The following is a 16062-nucleotide window of genomic DNA, read 5'->3' as shown; positions in this document are numbered from 1 at the left end:
GGGGCCTGTTCACTCGCTGGCTTCGCGGGCGCCCTGGGGGTTCTTCGGGCGCGGCGCGAAGCGCGCTGCCAGGCGCATGCTGGCGGTGACCAGGCGCTGGTAGAGCACTGGTGCCAGGCGCAGCATCACGTCGATCGCGTGGGCGTCGGTGCCGATCAGGATGCGCCGGCTGTCGCGCTGCACGCCGCGCAGGATGACCTGGGCGGCCTTCTCCGGGGTGGTCCGCAGCAACTGGTCGTTGAATTGCTCGCGAGCCTTGTCCGGAGCCTGGCCGGTGACCTTGGCCATGCTCTCGTTCATTCGCGCGGTCTTGGCGATGTTGGTCTTGATCCCGCCGGGATGCACGCAACTGGCGGAGACGCCGGAGTCCTCCATGTCCAGTTCCTGGCGCAACGACTCGGTGAAACCGCGCACCGCGTACTTGGTGGCGTTGTAGGCGCTCATGCCGGGCTGGGCGAACAGCCCGAAGACGCTGGAGACATTGACCACGTGGCCGTTGCCGGAGGCCTTCAGGTGCGGAAGGAACGCCTTGGTACCGTTCACCACGCCCCAGAAGTTGATGTTCATGATCCACTCGTATTCCGAGTAGTCGCTGCCTTCCACGGTACCTGCGTGGGCGACGCCCGCGTTGTTGAAGATCAGGTTCACCCGGCCATGTTCGCTGGCCGCCTTGTCGGCCCAGGCCTGCACCTGCTCGCGGTCGGCCACGTCGACGACCGCGGTGGAGACGCGTACCCCGCTGCTGGCGAGCAATTGACGGGTTTCCTCGAGAGCTGCGGCATTGACGTCGGCCAGGGCCAGGTGACAACCCTGCCTGCCCAGCTCCACGGCCAGGGCGCGACCGATGCCCGAGCCCGCGCCGGTGATGGCGGCGACTTTGTTTTCGAATGACTTCATGCGGGTACCCCTTCGGCCTGTTGGCGGGCTTCGTTGCTCAGGGCGGCGAGCGGTGTCGTGGTGAGGTGGTAGGCGGAGGCGTCGAACTGCCGGGTCAGGGCACGGAAGCGCCAGGTGAATCCCGGCCACAGGGTGCAGTTGCGGCCGCTGACCGGATGCAGGTACCAGCTCTTGCAACCGCCCACGCTCCAGACGCTGCGGTCCAGCTTGCGCTGGAGGTATTCGTTGTAGCGTTCCTGCACCGGGGCCTTGACCTCGAGACTGAGCAGTTCGCGGCGCTTCATCAGCTTCAGCGCATCGAGGACGTAGGCGATCTGCGACTCGATCATGTAGACCATCGAGTTGTGGCCGAGGCCGGTGTTCGGTCCCATCAGGAAGAACAGATTGGGGAAGCCGGCGGTGGTAGTGCCCTTGTAGGCTTCCGGGCCCTTGGTCCAGCTGTCCAGCAGGTCGCGGCCGTCGCGACCGAAGACCACTCCGCGGGGGATCGGATCGTTGGCGGTGAAGCCGGTACCGAAGATGATCGCGTCGACCTCGCGTTCCCGGCCGTTGCCGTCGACGATTCCGTTGGCGGTGACGGCGCGGATGCCTTCGGTGATCACCGTGGAGTTGGCGGCAGCCAGGGCCGGGTAGTAGTTGTGCGACATGAGGATGCGCTTGCAGCCGATGGTGTAGTCCGGCGTGACCTTGCGGCGCAGTTCCGGATCCTTGATCTGCTTGTGGATGTGGCGGATCGCCAGGCGCTGCACCAGCTTCATCACCTGCGGGGCGAAGGTGAAGCCCAGCACCCGCCCTTCGAGCAGGCTGTAGAGGCCGCCGCGCCAGAGCTTCTGCACCAGCGGGAAGCGCCGGAAGCGCCGGCGCTCGGTTTCGCTGATCGCCCGGTCGGGTTTGGGCAGGATCCATGGCGGAGTGCGCTGGTAGAGATCGAGCGCGGCCACCAGCGGCTGGATCTCCGGGACGAACTGGATCGCCGAGGCGCCGGTGCCGATCACCGCCACGCGCTTGCCCTTGAGGTCGTAGTCATGGTCCCACTGCTGGGAATGGAAGACCTTGCCCTGGAAGTTCTCCAGGCCATCGAGGCGTGGATAGGCCGGGGTGGACAGGCCGCCCATGCCGGAAACCACGGCGTTCGCGGTGTAATGGTTGCCCTGGGCGTCATGCAGGTGCCAGAGGCTTTGCCGCTCGTCCCAGGCCAGCTTGCCGATCTCGGTGTTCAGCAGGGTCTTTTCCTGCAAGCGGTATTTTTCCCAGCACTTCTCCAGATAGGCGCGGATTTCCGGCTGGCGGGCGAACATCCGCGTCCACTCCGGGTTCGCTTCGAAGGAGAAGGAATAGACGTGGGATTGCACGTCGCAGGCGCAGCCAGGGTAGTTGTTGACTCTCCAGGTGCCGCCGACGCCGGCGTCCTTTTCGAAGATCAGGAAGTCGTCCTCGCCTTCCTGGCGGAGACGGATCGCCATCCCCAGCCCGGAGAAACCGGTGCCGATGATGGCGACCTTGCAGTGCCGGGCGGCGGCAGGGGTGGGTTGGGTACTCATGGCCAAGCTCCTGTTATGATTGTTTGCTGGCGTATACACTCGTCTACCTGCGAATGTAGACATCTGTATACTTCAGGGTCAAGCCAACCTTAGGTAGGGTCGGCGCGGCGCAACGGCCGAACTTGTGGCGCATGGAAACAACCAGGTGGAACATGAGCGATATGAACGAAACGAAGGACAGGGTTGCCGACGCTCCCGGCAAACGCGCCTTGCTGGAGGCGGCCTTGCGCCTGGGCAGCAGCAGCCGCAGCCTGGGGGCCATCGGCTTGCGCGAGCTGGCGCGCGAGGCGGGCCTGAATCCGAACACCTTCTATCGGCATTTCCGCGATATCGACGATCTTGGCCTGACCATGATCCGCGACATCTCTACCCAGCTGCGCCAGCCGCTGCGCCAGCTTCGCCGCGAGGCCGCGACTCGTGCGGCGCCCAGCGCCCGAGCGCAGACGACGCCGTTCGGGCTGGACCTGGAAAGGGGGCGGCGGGTCTGCCGGGAGACGGTGCGGCTGTTCTTCGACTTCGTGGAGAGCAATCCCGCCGCGTTCATCGTCGGCGTGCGCGAACTGCATGGGGCTTCGCCGGTGCTGCGTGGTGCCCTGCGTCAGATCATGGATGAGTTCGCCGAGGACATGTCGGAGGACATCATCGAATTCAGGTTGTTGCCGGCGGTGAGCGAGGCGACCATCCGCCGCCTCTCCAGCCTGATCGGCCGCCAGCTGTTTCAGTTGTCGCTGGACTATATCGGCCAGCCGGAGCGGCGTCGGGAAATCTGCGCCCTGGGTGAGGAACAGATACTGCTGTTGTTCACCGGCGCCGCGGTCCTGCAGATGATGGGCGTTTCGTTGGACGCCGAGGCGTCAGGCCAGCTTGAGCAGGCTCATGCCGGCCAGCAGCAGCAACAGGCCGAGCCAGCCGCGCCAGGCCAGGCGCTGGCCGAACAGCGCCCAGCCCATGGCGACGGTGGCGAGGATGCCGAAGCCGCCCCAGATCGCATAGGCGAGTGACAGCTCGATGTCCTTCACCGCCTGCGCCAGCGCGGTGAAGGCGGCCATCACGCAGAGGATCGAGGCGATCCCGAGGCCGCGCCTGCGGAAACCGTCGGAGTATTTCAACAGCAGGTTGGCGACGACCTCGAGGGCGATCGCCAGGCCGAGCCAGGCGAAGGGAATCCAGTTCAGGGTCAGCATGTGACGGCCTCCCCACGGGGCTGCGCCGGCGTGCCGCTGGCGTTGCGGGTGCCGGACTTGATCAGCAGGATGCCGGCGATCATCACGCCGAGGCCGACGGCCTTGTACAGGCCGATGCTTTCGCCCAGCCAGGCGACGCTGACCGCCGTGATCAGGACGATGCCAATGCCTTCCCAAAGGGCGTAGGCGACTCCGACGGGGACACGCTTGACCGCCAGGGCGAGGAAGAAATAGGACAGGCCGATCATCCCGTACATCAGCAGCATGCCTGCGACAGGGGCGTGGGTGGCGGCCAGTTTCATCGAGGTGGTGCCGATCACTTCGGCGCCGATAGCCAGTAACAGATAGATCCAGGAACGCATGTTGCCCTCCCATGGGCACCGCGGAATGGAGGCCGCGGCCAAAGATGACGAAGAGCGGTGGCGAGGGGCGGGAAAGACCCCGAAGCGCAGGGGCGGTCGCCACCGACAGCAGGTGTCGAGGGAGGGAGCTAGAGGTCGCCGGTCCAGTGACGCTCGCGGGAGACCAGACGGGAAGTGGGGAGAGGTAATGCCTTAGTGTTCAACATAATGAACATGATATTACCTCAGGGCATCGTAAAAAGCCAATCGATAGGAATTGACTAATTATTTCCTCCGTAAAATGGCGGATTCAGGAACGGTAGTCGAAACGGAGGCTTTTCCGTGTGCAATATCCTGTTCTTCTCTCGAATAAGAAACGCCAGGCGGGGCCTGGCGTCGGGGGCGGAGCGGCACTGGCGGAGGCGGGCTTCAATCGGCGAAGGCCAGTTTGTCCTTCCAGTATTTCTCCAGTTTCGCGGTGTCGTGGTCGCTGGGGTGGAAGCCCGGCCGGTAGTAGTCCAGGTAGGGCAGCAGCAGGCGGGTGAAGAAGCCCTTGCGCAGGCCGAACAGGGTGCCCAGGCCATGCTTCCAGGAGCGCCAGTTGAACAATTGGCCGTCCTTGCGTAGCAGGTCGAGCTGGAACCAGCCGATGACGCCGAAGAACATCAGGGTGGTCAGCATCATCACCAGAACCCGGGTGAAGTAGCCGCCGTAGACTTTCTGGTACACATCGTAGGCGACATTCTTGTGTTCGTTCTCCTCGATGGCATGCCACATCCACAGCTTGTACATCTTCGGCGACTGCATCTGGATGGTCAGGTCTTCGCGCTTGAGCAGCTGCGCGGCCATGGTCGCGGTGAAATGCTCGAGGGCGCAGGTGATCGCCAACTGGTGTTTCCTGGTGGTGACCTTGCTGACGTTTTCCAGCAGGACCTTGATCCGCAGTTCGAGGCACTCCAGGTCGACCCCGTGCTCCTCGGCATATTCGTTGTAGGCGGCATGCTCCTTGGAGTGCATCGCCTCCTGGCCGATGAAGGCGCTGACGTCCTTCTTCAGTTGCGGATCCTCCAGGCGGTCGCGCACCGCGCGCACGCTATCGACGAAGAATTTTTCGCCGTAGGGGAAGAGCGAGGACAGGTTGTTCATGAACTGGGTCATGAAGGGTTGGCCGTCCCACCAGTACTTCGGGGTTTCGCTGAAGCTGAAATCCATCCGCCGCACGGGGAAATTGGCGCGAACCGGGGAGGCGGTGCCAGTGGCAGTCATGGCTAACTCCTTTTGTTGTTCTGGGGAGGGGAAACGCGCAGGTTTCCTCGGGTTCCCTATGGCGAGCTCGCTATAACACCTCTGAATGTGTCATTAGCTGATGTAATTATTGCAGGATTGTCCAACAGCGGGAGGTCATTCCTGGCCATTTCGAAGTCATTAATGGCCAGGTCGGCTCGACCAGACGGAAGATGGGGCGCAAGGAGCGAACGCGGGGCGCCAGGGCGCGCCCCGGCGTATCAACGCTCGTCGAGAGTGAACGCGGTGAGACTGAAGGTGGAGATGCCGGCGTCCTGCAGGCGAGTGGAGCCGCCGAGTTCCGGCAGGTCGATGATCGCCGCGGCCTCGAAGACCCTGGCCCCGAGGCGTCGTACCAGGCTCGCGGCCGCCAGCAGGGTCCCGCCGGTGGCGATGAGGTCGTCGAAGATCAGTACGCTGTCGCCTTCGCAGAGGCTGTCGGCATGTACTTCGAGGAAGGCCTCGCCGTATTCGGTCTGGTAGCCCTCGGCGAGTACGTCGGCGGGTAGCTTGCCCTGCTTGCGGAACAGGACCAGCGGCTTGTTCAGCGCATAGGCCACCGCCGAGCCGATGAGGAAGCCGCGGGCATCCATGGCGCCGATGTGGCTGAAATCGGCCTCGATGTAGCGCTGGACGAAGCTGTCCACGGTCATGCGCAGCGCGCGTGGCGACTGGAACAGCGGGGTGATGTCGCGGAACACCACGCCGGGCTTGGGAAAGTCCGGCACGGCGCGGATCTGCGACTTGAGGGTGAACTCGTCGAAAATCATGGAAGATCCTGGGCTGGGCGTTTTTCGGGGCCCATCATACAACGGGCCCGCGTTGAGGCGGGCCCGTTGGCGGTTCGCAGGCGCTTCAGCCTTCCAGCTGGCCGCCGGCGAGGGCGCACAGCTCGATGGAGTCGAGGATGTGCACTTCCTTGCCTTCCGCGCTGATCAGGCCGTTCTGCTGGAAGCGGGTGAAGACCCGCGACACGGTTTCTACGGCCAGGCCGAGATAGTTGCCGATCTCGTTGCGCGACATGGCCAGGCGGAACTGCTGGGCGGAGAAGCCACGGGCACGGAAGCGCGCCGACAGGTTGACCAGGAAGGTGGCGATGCGCTCGTCGGCAGTCTTCTTCGACAGCAGCAGCATCATCTGCTGGTCATCGCGGATTTCCCGGCTCATCAGGCGCATCAGTTGGCGGCGCAGTTGCGGCAGCTGCTCGGACAGTTCGTCCAGGCGCTCGAAGGGAATCTCGCAGACCGAGGTGGTTTCCAGGGCCTGGGCGGATACCGGATAGGTCTCGGTATCCATCCCGGACAGGCCGACCAGCTCGCTGGGCAGGTGGAAGCCGGTGATCTGCTCTTCGCCGGCATCGGTGATGCTGAAGGTTTTCAGGGCGCCGGAGCGCACGGCAAAGACCGAGCCGAAAGGATCGCCCTGGCGGAACAGGAATTCGCCTTTCTTCAGGGGACGACCGCGCTTGACGATCTCGTCCAGCGAATCCATGTCTTCCACGGTCAGCGACAGGGGGAGGCACAGCGGGGCCAGACTGCAATCCTTGCAGTGTGCTTGGGGCAGTGCGCGCACCTTGATGGTTTCGGCCATTGAGGGGTCCTTGCTAGGTTAAAGGCACAACAGGAGTAAGGGTAACGCAGCCGCGATGCGGGTGCCAGCCATAGGTCTGGCAACGACCATTTCTGACAGGCCGATGGCGTTTCCAATCAGTGACTTGCGTCAAACAACTGCGACTACCTGTCGCACCCTGTCAAGGGGCGACGAAAAGGGGGCTCAAGTTCGCGACGCGTGGGCCGATCCAATGGAAGAATTCCATTTTTCCCGGAGTGACTGGAATGTTGACCCTCAGTGGCTGGATCACCACCCAGGTGCCGCCCTCATCGCGCGCCGCCGCGGACGCCAAGGCCGCGCGGACCGGCACCGCCGAGCAGGCGGAAGACCCGGCCGCCGGTACCGACGCCGCCGATCAGCATGTACAGCTTTCCCAGGCAGGGCGCGAGCTGGCCGCCACCATGGGGGTGCCGGTGGAGGAGGAGGACGAGGATATCCCGCAGGAGTTGCGGCCGATGGTGAAGATGATCCGCGAGTTGAAGAAGAAGATCGAAGAGAAGCTCAGGGAGCTGCAGGAGGCCATGAGGTCGTCCGATCCGGGGGCGAAGGAGGCTCGCGTGCCTGAGTTGCAGAAGGAGTTGCAACAACTCAACTCCGCCCTGCAGACGGCAACGGCAGCGATGGCATCGGCCATCAAGGAGATGGGTATCAGCGACCCGGCGCTGATCATGAAGGTCATGGGCAGCCGGTAGAAGGGGCGGGGATTCACCGCCCTGTCGTGCGGGCAGGGCGGTGCGCTTTCAGATCACCCGGGAGAAGCGCTGCCGGTTGAGGCTGGGCAGGTAGCGGTCGAACAGCATGCAGATCGAACGCACCAGCAGACGCCCGGAGGAGGTGATGTCGATGCCCTTGGCGTCCAGGCGGATCAGGCCGTCGGCGGCGAAGCGTTCGAGGTCGGGCCACAGCTCGGCGAAGTAGCTGCGGAAGTCGATGCCGAACTCCGTCTCGATATCCTCGAAGGCCAGTTCGAAGTGGCAGATCAGTTGCTGGATCACTGCGCGCCGCACCCGGTCGTCGCTGTTGCAGTGCAGGCCGCGACGGATCGCCAACTGGCCGTTGTCGAGGCTGGTCTGGTAGTCGTTGATGTCGCTGCTGTTCTGGCTGTAGAGGTCGCCGATCTGGCTGATCGCCGAGACCCCGAGACCTACCAGGTCACAGTGCCCGTGCGTGGTGTAGCCCTGGAAATTGCGTTGCAGGGTGCCGTCTTCCTGGGCGCTGGCCAGCTCGTCGTCGGGCAGGGCGAAGTGATCCATGCCGATATAGCGGTAGCCCGCCGCGGCGAGTTGCTCGGTGGTGCGCTGGAGCATTTCCAGCTTCTGGCCCGGGCTCGGCAGGTCGTCGGCGTTGATCCGCCGCTGCGGCATGAAACGCTCGGGCAGGTGGGCGTAGTTGAACACCGAGAGGCGATCCGGCTGTAGCGCGATCACTTCGTCGACCGTGCGGGCGAAGCTGTCCGGCGTCTGTTTCGGCAGTCCGTAGATCAGGTCGAGGTTGATCGAGCGGTACTGCAGGGTGCGCGCGGCCTCGACGATGGTACGGGTCTCCTCCGGGGTCTGCATGCGGTTGACCGCCTTCTGCACCTCCATGTCGAAGTCCTGTACGCCGAGGCTGACGCGGTTGAAACCGAGTTCGCGGAGCAGGCCCATGGTCGACCAGTCGGCCTCGCGTGGGTCGATCTCGATGCCGTAGTCGCCCGAATCGTCGTCCAGCAGGTTGAGGTGGGTGCGCAATTGCGACATGAGTTCGCGCAACTGGCCGGGACTGAGGAAGGTCGGGGTTCCGCCACCGAAGTGCAGTTGCTCGACCACCTGCTCGCGGGAGAGGTGGCGGCTGACGATCTCGATCTCGCGGACCAGGCGCGCGAGGTACGGCGCGCTGCGCCCGCGATCCTTGGTGATCACCTTGTTGCAGGCGCAGTAGTAGCAGATGTTGGCGCAGAACGGGATGTGCACGTAGAGCGACAGGGGGTGTCCGCCCTTCCGGCTGTCGCGCAGGGCGTGCAACTGGTCGAACGGGCCGATGCCTTCGTGGAACTGCACGGCGGTCGGATAGGAGGTGTAACGCGGGCCGGAAAGGTCGTAGCGCCGAATCAGGTCAGCGTCCCAGCGAATGGTGTCGAGCATGCCAGAGATCCCCAGTTGGCGAGCTTTAGTCGGGAAGTCTAGGGATTGCGCCGGGAAGGCCTGTTGATTTGTATCAAGCGGGTGAATGTATACAGGATGTGTCGCCCGATGTTGGGACGGGCGTCCGTCAATGCCCCATCAGCCAGGCCTGGTGCGGTCCTGGGAGGGTCCAGAGGCCGAAGAGGATGACCATCAGGCCGCCCACGATGCGTACGCCGCGACGGCGCAGCAGGGCGGTCACCCGTTCGGCGGCCATGCCGGTGGCCAGCAGAACCGGCCAGGTGCCGAGGCCGAACGCCAGCATCAGCAGCGCGCTGTCCAGTGCCGATCCCTGGCTGGTGGCCCAGAGCAGGGTGCTGTAGACCAGCCCGCAGGGCAGCCAGCCCCAGATCGCTCCGAGCAGCAGGGCCCGTGGCAGGCTGGAGACCGGCAGCAGGCGCCGGGCGAAGGGTTCCAGGTGGCGCCAGAGGCCGCGACCGAGCGCCTCGACGCGGGTCAGGCCGCTCCACCAGCCGGCCAGGTAGAGTCCCATGGCGATCAGCAGCAGCCCGGCGACCACCCGCAGCGCGCCGGCCAACGGGGTGCGCGCCACCGCCCAGCCGGCCAGGCCGAGCAGCAGGCCGGCGCAGGCGTAGCTGAGGATGCGGCCGAGGTTGTAGGCCAGCAGCAGGCGCAGACGACGGCCGCGCTGTTCGGCGGGAATGGCCAGGGTCAGTGCGCCCATCAGGCCGCCGCACATGCCCAGGCAGTGGCCTCCCCCGAGCAGGCCGAGGATCAGCGCGGAAACCAGCAGCGGCGCCAGTTCAGCCACGCGGTCGGTCCTCGGGTTTCGACGGCTTCTCCGCTTCGTCGACGCCGGCCTGGTGCTTCGGGTCTTCGTCGTCGAAGAGAATGCTGTGGGCGGGGCCGTCGAGATCGTCGTACTGGCCGCTGTCCACCGCCCAGAAGAACACGTAGATGGCGATGGCGACGATGACGATCGCGACGGGGATCAGGATGTAGAGCGCGGCCATACGGACCTCGGCGAAGGGATTCGGGTCAGCCGCAGGGCGTTGACCACCACCAGCAGCGAACTGACCGACATGCCGATCGCCGCCCAGCCCGGGGTGATCCAGCCGAGCGCGGCGAAGGGCAGGACCAGGCCATTGTACAGGCTGGCCCAGGCCAGGTTCTCGATGATGATATGGCGGGTGCGGCGCGCCAGCCGGAAAGCCTGCACCAGGCTGTCCAGGCGGTTGGACAGGAGCACCGCGTCGGCGCTGGTCTTGGCCAGGTCGGTGGCGCTGCCCATGGCGACGCTGATGTCGGCACCGGCGAGCACCGGTACGTCGTTGACTCCGTCGCCGAGCATCAGCACCCGGCGGCCCTCGCCGTGCAGGCGTTCGAGCATGGCCAGCTTGTCGTCCGGGGTCAGGCCGCCGCGGGCTTCGTCGATGCCCAGTTCGGCAGCGACGCTGGCGACCATCGGCGAGGCGTCGCCGGATAGCAGGAGGGTGCGCCAGCCGCGCGCCTTGCAGGCGGCGAGCAGGGCGGGGGCGTCGCTGCGCAGGCGGTCGTCGAGACCGAACCAGGCCAGCGGTCCCTGCTCGTCGCCGAGCAGCAGCCACTGTCCGGAGTCGCCGGGCATCGCGGGCGTGGCGCTGCCGCCCAGGTTACTGACGAAGGCGGCCTGGCCGATGCGCAGGCGGCGGCCTTCCACCAGGCCTTCGAGGCCCAGTCCCGGATGGCTTGCGACGCTGTCGGCGGCCTCCGGCGCACGGCCGAAGGCGCGGGCGATGGGGTGTTCGGAACGGTTCTCGAGGGCGGCGGCGAGGGCCAGGCAGCGATCCGCGTCGAGATCGCGCAGGGGTAGCACCTGCTTGAGCGTCAGGCGGCCTTCGGTGAGGGTGCCGGTCTTGTCGAAGATTACCGTGTCGATATGGTTCAGCCCTTCCAGCACGTGCCCGCGCGTGATCAGCAGGCCGAGCTTGTGCAGGCTGCCGGTGGCCGCGGTGAGCGCGGTGGGCGTGGCCAGCGACAGGGCGCAGGGGCAGGTGGCGACCAGCAGCGACAGCACCACCCAGAAGGCGCGCTGGTGGTCGACCTGCCACCACAGCACGCCGACCGCTGCGGCGACCAGCAGGACGATGAGCAGGAACCACTGCGCGACCTTGTCGGCCAGTTCCGCCAGGCGCGGCTTGTCCGCCTGGGCGCGTTCCAGCAGGCGGACGATGGCCGACAGGCGGCTGTCGTCGCCAAGGGCGCCGACCTCGACGGTCAGCGGCCCCTCGACGTTCAGGGTTCCGCCGGTGACGGCGTCGCCGGCCTGGCGTGGATGGGGCAGGTACTCGCCGGTGAGCAGCGACTCGTCGACGCTGGACTGGCCGTCGAGGATCACTCCGTCGGCTGGCAGCACGGCGCCTGGCGGTACCAGCACGCGGTCGCCGACGCGCAGTTCGCTGAGCAGGATGCGCTCGCCCTGGTTGGCGGCGTCCAGGCGCAGGCAGGACGCCGGCAGCAGGTTGACCAGTTGCGCGGTGGAGGCGGCGGTGCGCTCCCGCGCGCGGCGTTCGAGGTAGCGGCCGGCGAGGAGGAACAGGGCGAACATGCCGACCGCGTCGAAATACAGTTCGCCTTGGCCGGTGATCGTCGACCAGATGCCGGCGACGTAGGCGCCGCCGATCGCCAGCGACACCGAGACGTCCATGGTCAGGTGGCGGGTGCGCAGGTCGCGCAGGGCGCCACGGAAGAACTGGCCGCAGCAGTAGAAGACGATCGGCGTGGTGAGGATCAGGCTGACCCAGCGCAGGATGCGGTCCATGCCGGCGGAAAGGTCGAGGTTGAATTCCGGCCAGGTCGCCATCACCGCCATCATCACCTGGATCCACAGCAGCCCGGCGACACCGAGCTGGCGCAGGGCGTGACGGTTCTCCATGGCCAGGCGCTCGGTGGCGCGGTCGGGTTGGTAGGGATGGCCGGCATAGCCGATCTGGCGCAGTTCGCCGAGCAACTGGCTGAGCGGCAGCTGGCTGTCCTGCCAGCGCACGTGCAGGCGATGGTTGGACAGGTTGAGCCGCGCCTCGGCCACGCCAGGCAACTGGCGCAGGTGCTTCTCGATCAGCCAGCCGCAGGCAGCGCAACTGATGCCTTCGATCATCAGGCTGGTTTCCGCCAGCTCGCCCTCATGGCGGACGAAGCCACCCTGTACGTCCGGGCGGTCGTAGAGCTGCAACTCCTCGCTGAGCGCCTTGGGCAATGCCTCGGGATTGGCGGCGTTTTCGCTGCGGTGCCGGTAGTAGCTTTCCAGGCCGCCGGCGACGATGGCCTCGGCCACCGCCTGGCAGCCGGGACAGCACATGGCCCGCGTCTCGCCGAGCACGCGGGCCTCGAAGCGGCTGCCGGCGGGGACCGGCAAGCCGCAGTGGTAGCAGGGCAGGGGGGCGCTCATGGGCGCTTCGCTTCTGCTCCCTGGAGCGGTTCGTCACCCAGCTCCATGACCACGGTCGGCGATACCACCTCTTCCTCGAACAGGCGCCACTGGCCGCTGCCTTCCTGGCCGAGCAGTTCGACGAAGCGACGGCCCTCGACGGCGTCGGTCAGTTGCCCGACGTAGCGCTCGCGGTCGGAGTTGCTGCGCAGCAGCTCCACGCGGCGGTCCTTCTCCGGCTGGGTCGGCGAGATCAGGTTGAGGGTGAGTTGCTCCGGACGGCTGTTGCCGGTCAGGCGCACTTCGACTTCGCCGGTCAGGTCGTCGACCTTGACCTTGGCGTGCACTTGCAGGCGTACGGCCAGGTTCTCGCGTTCCAGGGAGCGGTTGATGCCCTTGCCGGCCTCGTAGTAGTTGTCGGTGACCAGGGTGTCCTGGTTGCGCACCGCGATGGTGACCAGGCTCAGCCCGAGCACCACCGAGGTCGCCAGGAGGGCCACGATGAACCAGGCCCAGAAGTGTTTGTACCAGGGTTGAGGGTGGGTCTCGGACTGCATGCTCAAGTTACTCAACGGGTGCGTGGGCCAATGAAGCGACTCTTCGCTTCTTTATGGATGCTCGGGTCGTCGGCCGACTCGATGGTGAAGACGATCTCGTTGGTGGTCGAAGGCAGCTTCTCCGGCTCGATGGACAGTTCCATCGGCAGGTTGAGGATGTCGCCCGCCGCCACCTTCAGCTCGCGCCGGCCTTCCAGGGTCAGGCCTTCGAGGCCCTTGGCGCCGAGGATGTAGGTGTGGTCCTGCTGATCCTTGTTCATGATCTTCAGGCTGTACACGTTCTCGATGCGGCCGAGTTCGTTCTCGCGGTAGAGCACGCGGTCCTTGCTGACGTCGAAGCCGACCAGCGGACGCAGGACCACCGCGGTGATCAGGGCGGAAATCATCAGTACCAGGGCGATGGCGTAGCCGATCAGGCGCGGCCGGGCCAGGTGGGTCTTCTGGCCGTTGAGGTTGTGCTCGGTGGTGTAGCTGATCAGCCCTTTCGGGTAGTTCATCTTCTCCATGATGCTGTCGCAGGCGTCGATGCACGCGGCGCAGCCGATGCACTCGATCTGCAGGCCGTCGCGGATGTCGATGCCGGTCGGGCAGACCTGCACGCACATCGTGCAGTCGATGCAGTCGCCCAGGCCCTGGGCCTTGTAGTCGAGGGACTTCTTGCGCGGGCCGCGCTTCTCGCCACGACGCGGATCGTAGGAGACGATCAGGGTGTCCTTGTCGAACATCACGCTCTGGAAGCGCGCGTAGGGGCACATGTAGATGCACACCTGCTCGCGCAGCCAGCCGGCGTTGCCGTAGGTGGCCAGGGTGAAGAAGCCGACCCAGAAGTAGGCCCAGCCGTCGGCCTGGCCGGTGAGCAGCTCGGGAATCAGCTCGCGGATCGGCGAGAAGTAGCCGACGAAGGTCAGGCCGGTGACCAGGCCGATCAGCAGCCACAGGCTGTGCTTGGCGGTCTTGCGCAGCAGCTTGTTGCCGCTCATCGGGGCCTTGTCCAGCTTGATGCGCTGGTTGCGGTCGCCTTCGGTGACCTTCTCGCACCACATGTAGATCCAGGTCCACACGCTCTGCGGGCAGGTATAGCCGCACCAGACGCGACCGGCGAACACGGTGATGAAGAACAGGCCGAAGGCGCAGACGATCAGCAGCCAGGACAGCAGCATGAAGTCCTGCGGCCAGAAGGTGGCGCCGAAGATGTAGAACTTGCGCTCGGGCAGGTCCCACCAGACGGCCTGGCGACCGCTCCAGTTGAGCCAGACGGTTCCGAAGTAGAGGAGGAAGAGCGCCGCACCGCCCACCATGCGCAGTCGGCGGAAGATACCGGTGAAGGCCCGGGTGTAGATCTTCTCGCGCTTGGCGTAGAGATCGTTGTTATTGGTGTCGCCCTTGGCAGGCGGGGTGACGTCTTGAACGGGAATCTGTTTGCTCATCAGTGCGTACCACGGCAGTGGGGGGCGCCCGGCCGGTACATGCCGACAGGGTCAGAAAATAGTTGCACGCCTACTGATTATACGCCTGATCTATCAGGCTTTTTGCGGTAACTGTGCGACTTTTGGTCGCGTATTGTCCCATTCGCGCTTTTCTTTTGCACAAAATAAAACGGCGCCGGGGTTGCCGGCGCCGTCTGGGTCGTGGGGGAGGGGAGCGCTTATTCGGCGCTCTTCTCACCGTGCGACAGGCTGTATACGTAGGCGGCCAGCAGGTGCACCTTGTCGTTGCCCAGGTGTTCCTGTTGCGCCGGCATCACGCCCTGGCGACCGTAGCGGATGGTCTGCTGCAGTTGCGCGAAGCTGGAGCCGTAGATGAACGCGCCGGGGTGGGTCAGATCGGGAGCGCCCATCGCTGGGGTGCCCTTGCCTTCCGGACCGTGGCAGGCGACGCAGGTGGTGGCGAAGACCTGCTTGCCGGCCTCGATGTCTGCCTTGGCGCCTTCCGGCAGCTTGCGGCCATCCATCTGGGTGAGGACGAAAGCGGCGACGTTCTTCACGCCTTCCTCGCCGATCACTTCACCCCAGGCCGGCATGGCGGCGTGGCGGCCAGCCATGATGGTGGTCTTGATGGTTTCCGGCTCGCCGCCCCAGCGCCAGTCGGCGTCGGTCAGGTTGGGGAAGCCGTAGGCGCCCTTGGCGTCGGAGCCGTGGCAGATCGAGCAGTTGGAGGCGAACAGGCGACCGCCCATTTTCACCGCCTGCGGATCCTTGGCGACTTCCTCGATGGGCATCGCGGCGAACTTGGCGAAGATCGGGCCGTATTTCTCGTCGGCCTTGGCCATTTCCTTTTCCCACTGGTGGACGCCGGTCCAGCCTTTTTCCTTGTCGGCGAATTCGTCGGCGGACTGGTAGCCCGGCATCAGGCCTTTCCAGGTGCCCAGGCCCGGGTACAGGGCCAGGTAGCCCACGGCGAACACCAGGGTGCCGACGAACAGCATGAACCACCACTTCGGCAGCGGGTTGTCGTACTCCTCGATGCCGTCGTAGGAGTGGCCCACGGTCTCGTCGGTGGTGCTGCTGCGCTGGCCCTTGCGGGTGGCGAAGATCAGCCAGGTCAGCGCCAGCAGGGTGCCGAGGGTGAGAGCTGTAATGTACAGACTCCAGAAGGTCGTCATTCTTTGTTACTCCTAGAAGCTTGCTCGACGTGCTTTTTGGCTTCGGGATCGTCTGCGAAGGGCAGCATCGTCGCTTCGTCGAAGCTCTTCTTGCGCTTGCCGCTGTAGGCCCAGATCACCAGGCCGATGAAGGCGACCATGATCACCACGGTGCCCAGTCCACGCAGAGTCCCGATATCCATCACACTCACCGTTTGCTCTTGATAGAGGTTCCCAGGCCTTGAAGGAACGCCACCAGGGCGTCCATCTCGGTCTTGCCCTTCACGGCTTCACGTGCACCGGCGATGTCCTCGTCGGTGTAAGGCACGCCCAGCTTGCGCAGGACTTCCATCTTGGTGGCGGTGTCCTTGCCATCAAGCTTGTTCTCTACCAGCCACGGGTAGGCAGGCATCTTCGACTCGGGCACCACGTTGCGCGGGTTGTACAGGTGCGCGCGGTGCCAGTCGTCGGAGTAACGGCCGCCGACGCGGGCCAGGTCCGGGCCGGTACGCTTGGAACCCCACAGGAACGGGTGGT

17 protein-coding genes and 1 pseudogene are annotated in these 16062 nt (G+C 65.3%); 2 read left to right on the top strand and 16 right to left on the bottom strand.

What is annotated here, in order from left to right:
- Positions 1-9: 9 nt before the first annotated feature.
- Both HMPREF2716_RS00610 and HMPREF2716_RS00605 read right to left on the bottom strand, forming a co-directional pair.
- Positions 10-897, bottom strand: a complete 888-nt coding sequence (locus HMPREF2716_RS00610) for an SDR family NAD(P)-dependent oxidoreductase (RefSeq protein WP_016253606.1) — start codon at positions 895-897, stop codon at positions 10-12.
- A complete protein-coding gene (locus HMPREF2716_RS00605; protein WP_003121915.1) occupies positions 894-2477 on the bottom strand; it encodes a flavin-containing monooxygenase in 1584 nt (527 codons plus the stop codon). Before HMPREF2716_RS00605 ends, HMPREF2716_RS00610 begins: the two co-directional genes overlap by 4 nt.
- Before the next feature lie 92 nt (positions 2478-2569).
- On the opposite strand from HMPREF2716_RS00605, the pseudogene HMPREF2716_RS29745 reads away from it, so the two are divergent.
- Positions 2570-2767, top strand: a pseudogene (locus HMPREF2716_RS29745) (TetR family transcriptional regulator); the annotation flags it as partial.
- Between the two features lie 525 nt (positions 2768-3292).
- Here HMPREF2716_RS29745 and mdtI read toward each other — a convergent pair.
- The 5 genes from mdtI to anr form a co-directional block, all read right to left on the bottom strand.
- Positions 3293-3622, bottom strand: coding sequence for a multidrug/spermidine efflux SMR transporter subunit MdtI (gene mdtI, locus HMPREF2716_RS28345; RefSeq protein ID WP_003103934.1), 330 nt, complete (start codon positions 3620-3622; stop codon positions 3293-3295).
- A complete protein-coding gene (locus HMPREF2716_RS00590) occupies positions 3616-3984 on the bottom strand; it encodes a multidrug/spermidine efflux SMR transporter subunit MdtJ (RefSeq protein ID WP_003087256.1) in 369 nt (122 codons plus the stop codon). The genes mdtI and HMPREF2716_RS00590 overlap by 7 nt, the downstream gene beginning before the upstream one ends.
- A gap of 408 nt (positions 3985-4392) precedes the next feature.
- Positions 4393-5229 carry a metal-dependent hydrolase gene (locus tag HMPREF2716_RS00585; RefSeq protein WP_003087258.1) on the bottom strand — a complete coding sequence of 279 codons (837 nt, stop codon included), beginning with the start codon at positions 5227-5229 and terminating at the stop codon, positions 4393-4395.
- Between the two features lie 239 nt (positions 5230-5468).
- Complete coding sequence (locus tag HMPREF2716_RS00580; RefSeq protein WP_003111081.1) at positions 5469-6017, bottom strand: adenine phosphoribosyltransferase; 549 nt, start codon at positions 6015-6017, stop codon at positions 5469-5471.
- Positions 6018-6102: 85 nt separating this feature from the next.
- A complete protein-coding gene (gene anr, locus HMPREF2716_RS00575) occupies positions 6103-6837 on the bottom strand; it encodes a transcriptional regulator Anr (RefSeq protein WP_003087262.1) in 735 nt (244 codons plus the stop codon).
- Positions 6838-7082: 245 nt separating this feature from the next.
- Between anr and HMPREF2716_RS00570 the strand changes: the two genes are divergently transcribed.
- A complete protein-coding gene (locus HMPREF2716_RS00570; RefSeq protein ID WP_003114670.1) occupies positions 7083-7550 on the top strand; it encodes a hypothetical protein in 468 nt (155 codons plus the stop codon).
- 48 nt (positions 7551-7598) lie between these two features.
- On the opposite strand, the gene hemN is transcribed toward HMPREF2716_RS00570, so the two are convergent.
- The 9 genes from hemN to HMPREF2716_RS00525 form a co-directional block, all read right to left on the bottom strand.
- The gene (gene hemN, locus HMPREF2716_RS00565) at positions 7599-8981 is read right to left on the bottom strand and encodes an oxygen-independent coproporphyrinogen III oxidase (RefSeq protein WP_023518539.1); all 1383 of its coding nucleotides are present in this window, start codon (positions 8979-8981) and stop codon (positions 7599-7601) included.
- Positions 8982-9108: 127 nt separating this feature from the next.
- Complete coding sequence (locus tag HMPREF2716_RS00560; RefSeq protein ID WP_003087270.1) at positions 9109-9792, bottom strand: sulfite exporter TauE/SafE family protein; 684 nt, start codon at positions 9790-9792, stop codon at positions 9109-9111.
- On the bottom strand, positions 9785-9994 hold the full coding sequence (gene ccoS / locus HMPREF2716_RS00555; protein ID WP_003087273.1) for a cbb3-type cytochrome oxidase assembly protein CcoS: 210 nt from the start codon (positions 9992-9994) through the stop codon (positions 9785-9787). Before ccoS ends, HMPREF2716_RS00560 begins: the two co-directional genes overlap by 8 nt.
- Positions 9973-12408, bottom strand: a complete 2436-nt coding sequence (locus HMPREF2716_RS00550) for a heavy metal translocating P-type ATPase (protein WP_023099748.1) — start codon at positions 12406-12408, stop codon at positions 9973-9975. The genes ccoS and HMPREF2716_RS00550 overlap by 22 nt, the downstream gene beginning before the upstream one ends.
- On the bottom strand, positions 12405-12944 hold the full coding sequence (locus HMPREF2716_RS00545) for a FixH family protein (protein ID WP_003103941.1): 540 nt from the start codon (positions 12942-12944) through the stop codon (positions 12405-12407). Before HMPREF2716_RS00545 ends, HMPREF2716_RS00550 begins: the two co-directional genes overlap by 4 nt.
- An 11-nt stretch (positions 12945-12955) precedes the next feature.
- Entirely contained in the window at positions 12956-14371 is a 1416-nt protein-coding gene (gene ccoG / locus HMPREF2716_RS00540; RefSeq protein ID WP_003087288.1) for a cytochrome c oxidase accessory protein CcoG, read from the bottom strand.
- A gap of 218 nt (positions 14372-14589) precedes the next feature.
- On the bottom strand, positions 14590-15546 hold the full coding sequence (gene ccoP, locus HMPREF2716_RS00535) for a cytochrome-c oxidase, cbb3-type subunit III (protein WP_003087292.1): 957 nt from the start codon (positions 15544-15546) through the stop codon (positions 14590-14592).
- Positions 15543-15728 (bottom strand): CcoQ/FixQ family Cbb3-type cytochrome c oxidase assembly chaperone, encoded by a 186-nt coding sequence (locus tag HMPREF2716_RS00530; protein WP_003087298.1) that lies wholly within the window; start codon positions 15726-15728, stop codon positions 15543-15545. Before HMPREF2716_RS00530 ends, ccoP begins: the two co-directional genes overlap by 4 nt.
- A 5-nt stretch (positions 15729-15733) precedes the next feature.
- Positions 15734-16062, bottom strand: a 329-nt coding sequence (locus tag HMPREF2716_RS00525; RefSeq protein ID WP_049311016.1) for a cbb3-type cytochrome c oxidase subunit II, incomplete at its 5' end; no start/stop codon positions are given.

Source organism: Pseudomonas sp. HMSC076A11, from assembly GCF_001810205.1.
Classification (GTDB): domain Bacteria; phylum Pseudomonadota; class Gammaproteobacteria; order Pseudomonadales; family Pseudomonadaceae; genus Pseudomonas; species Pseudomonas aeruginosa.
The sequence above is the reverse complement of the archived record's forward strand: the minus strand, read 5'-3'. Positions and strand labels throughout refer to the sequence as shown.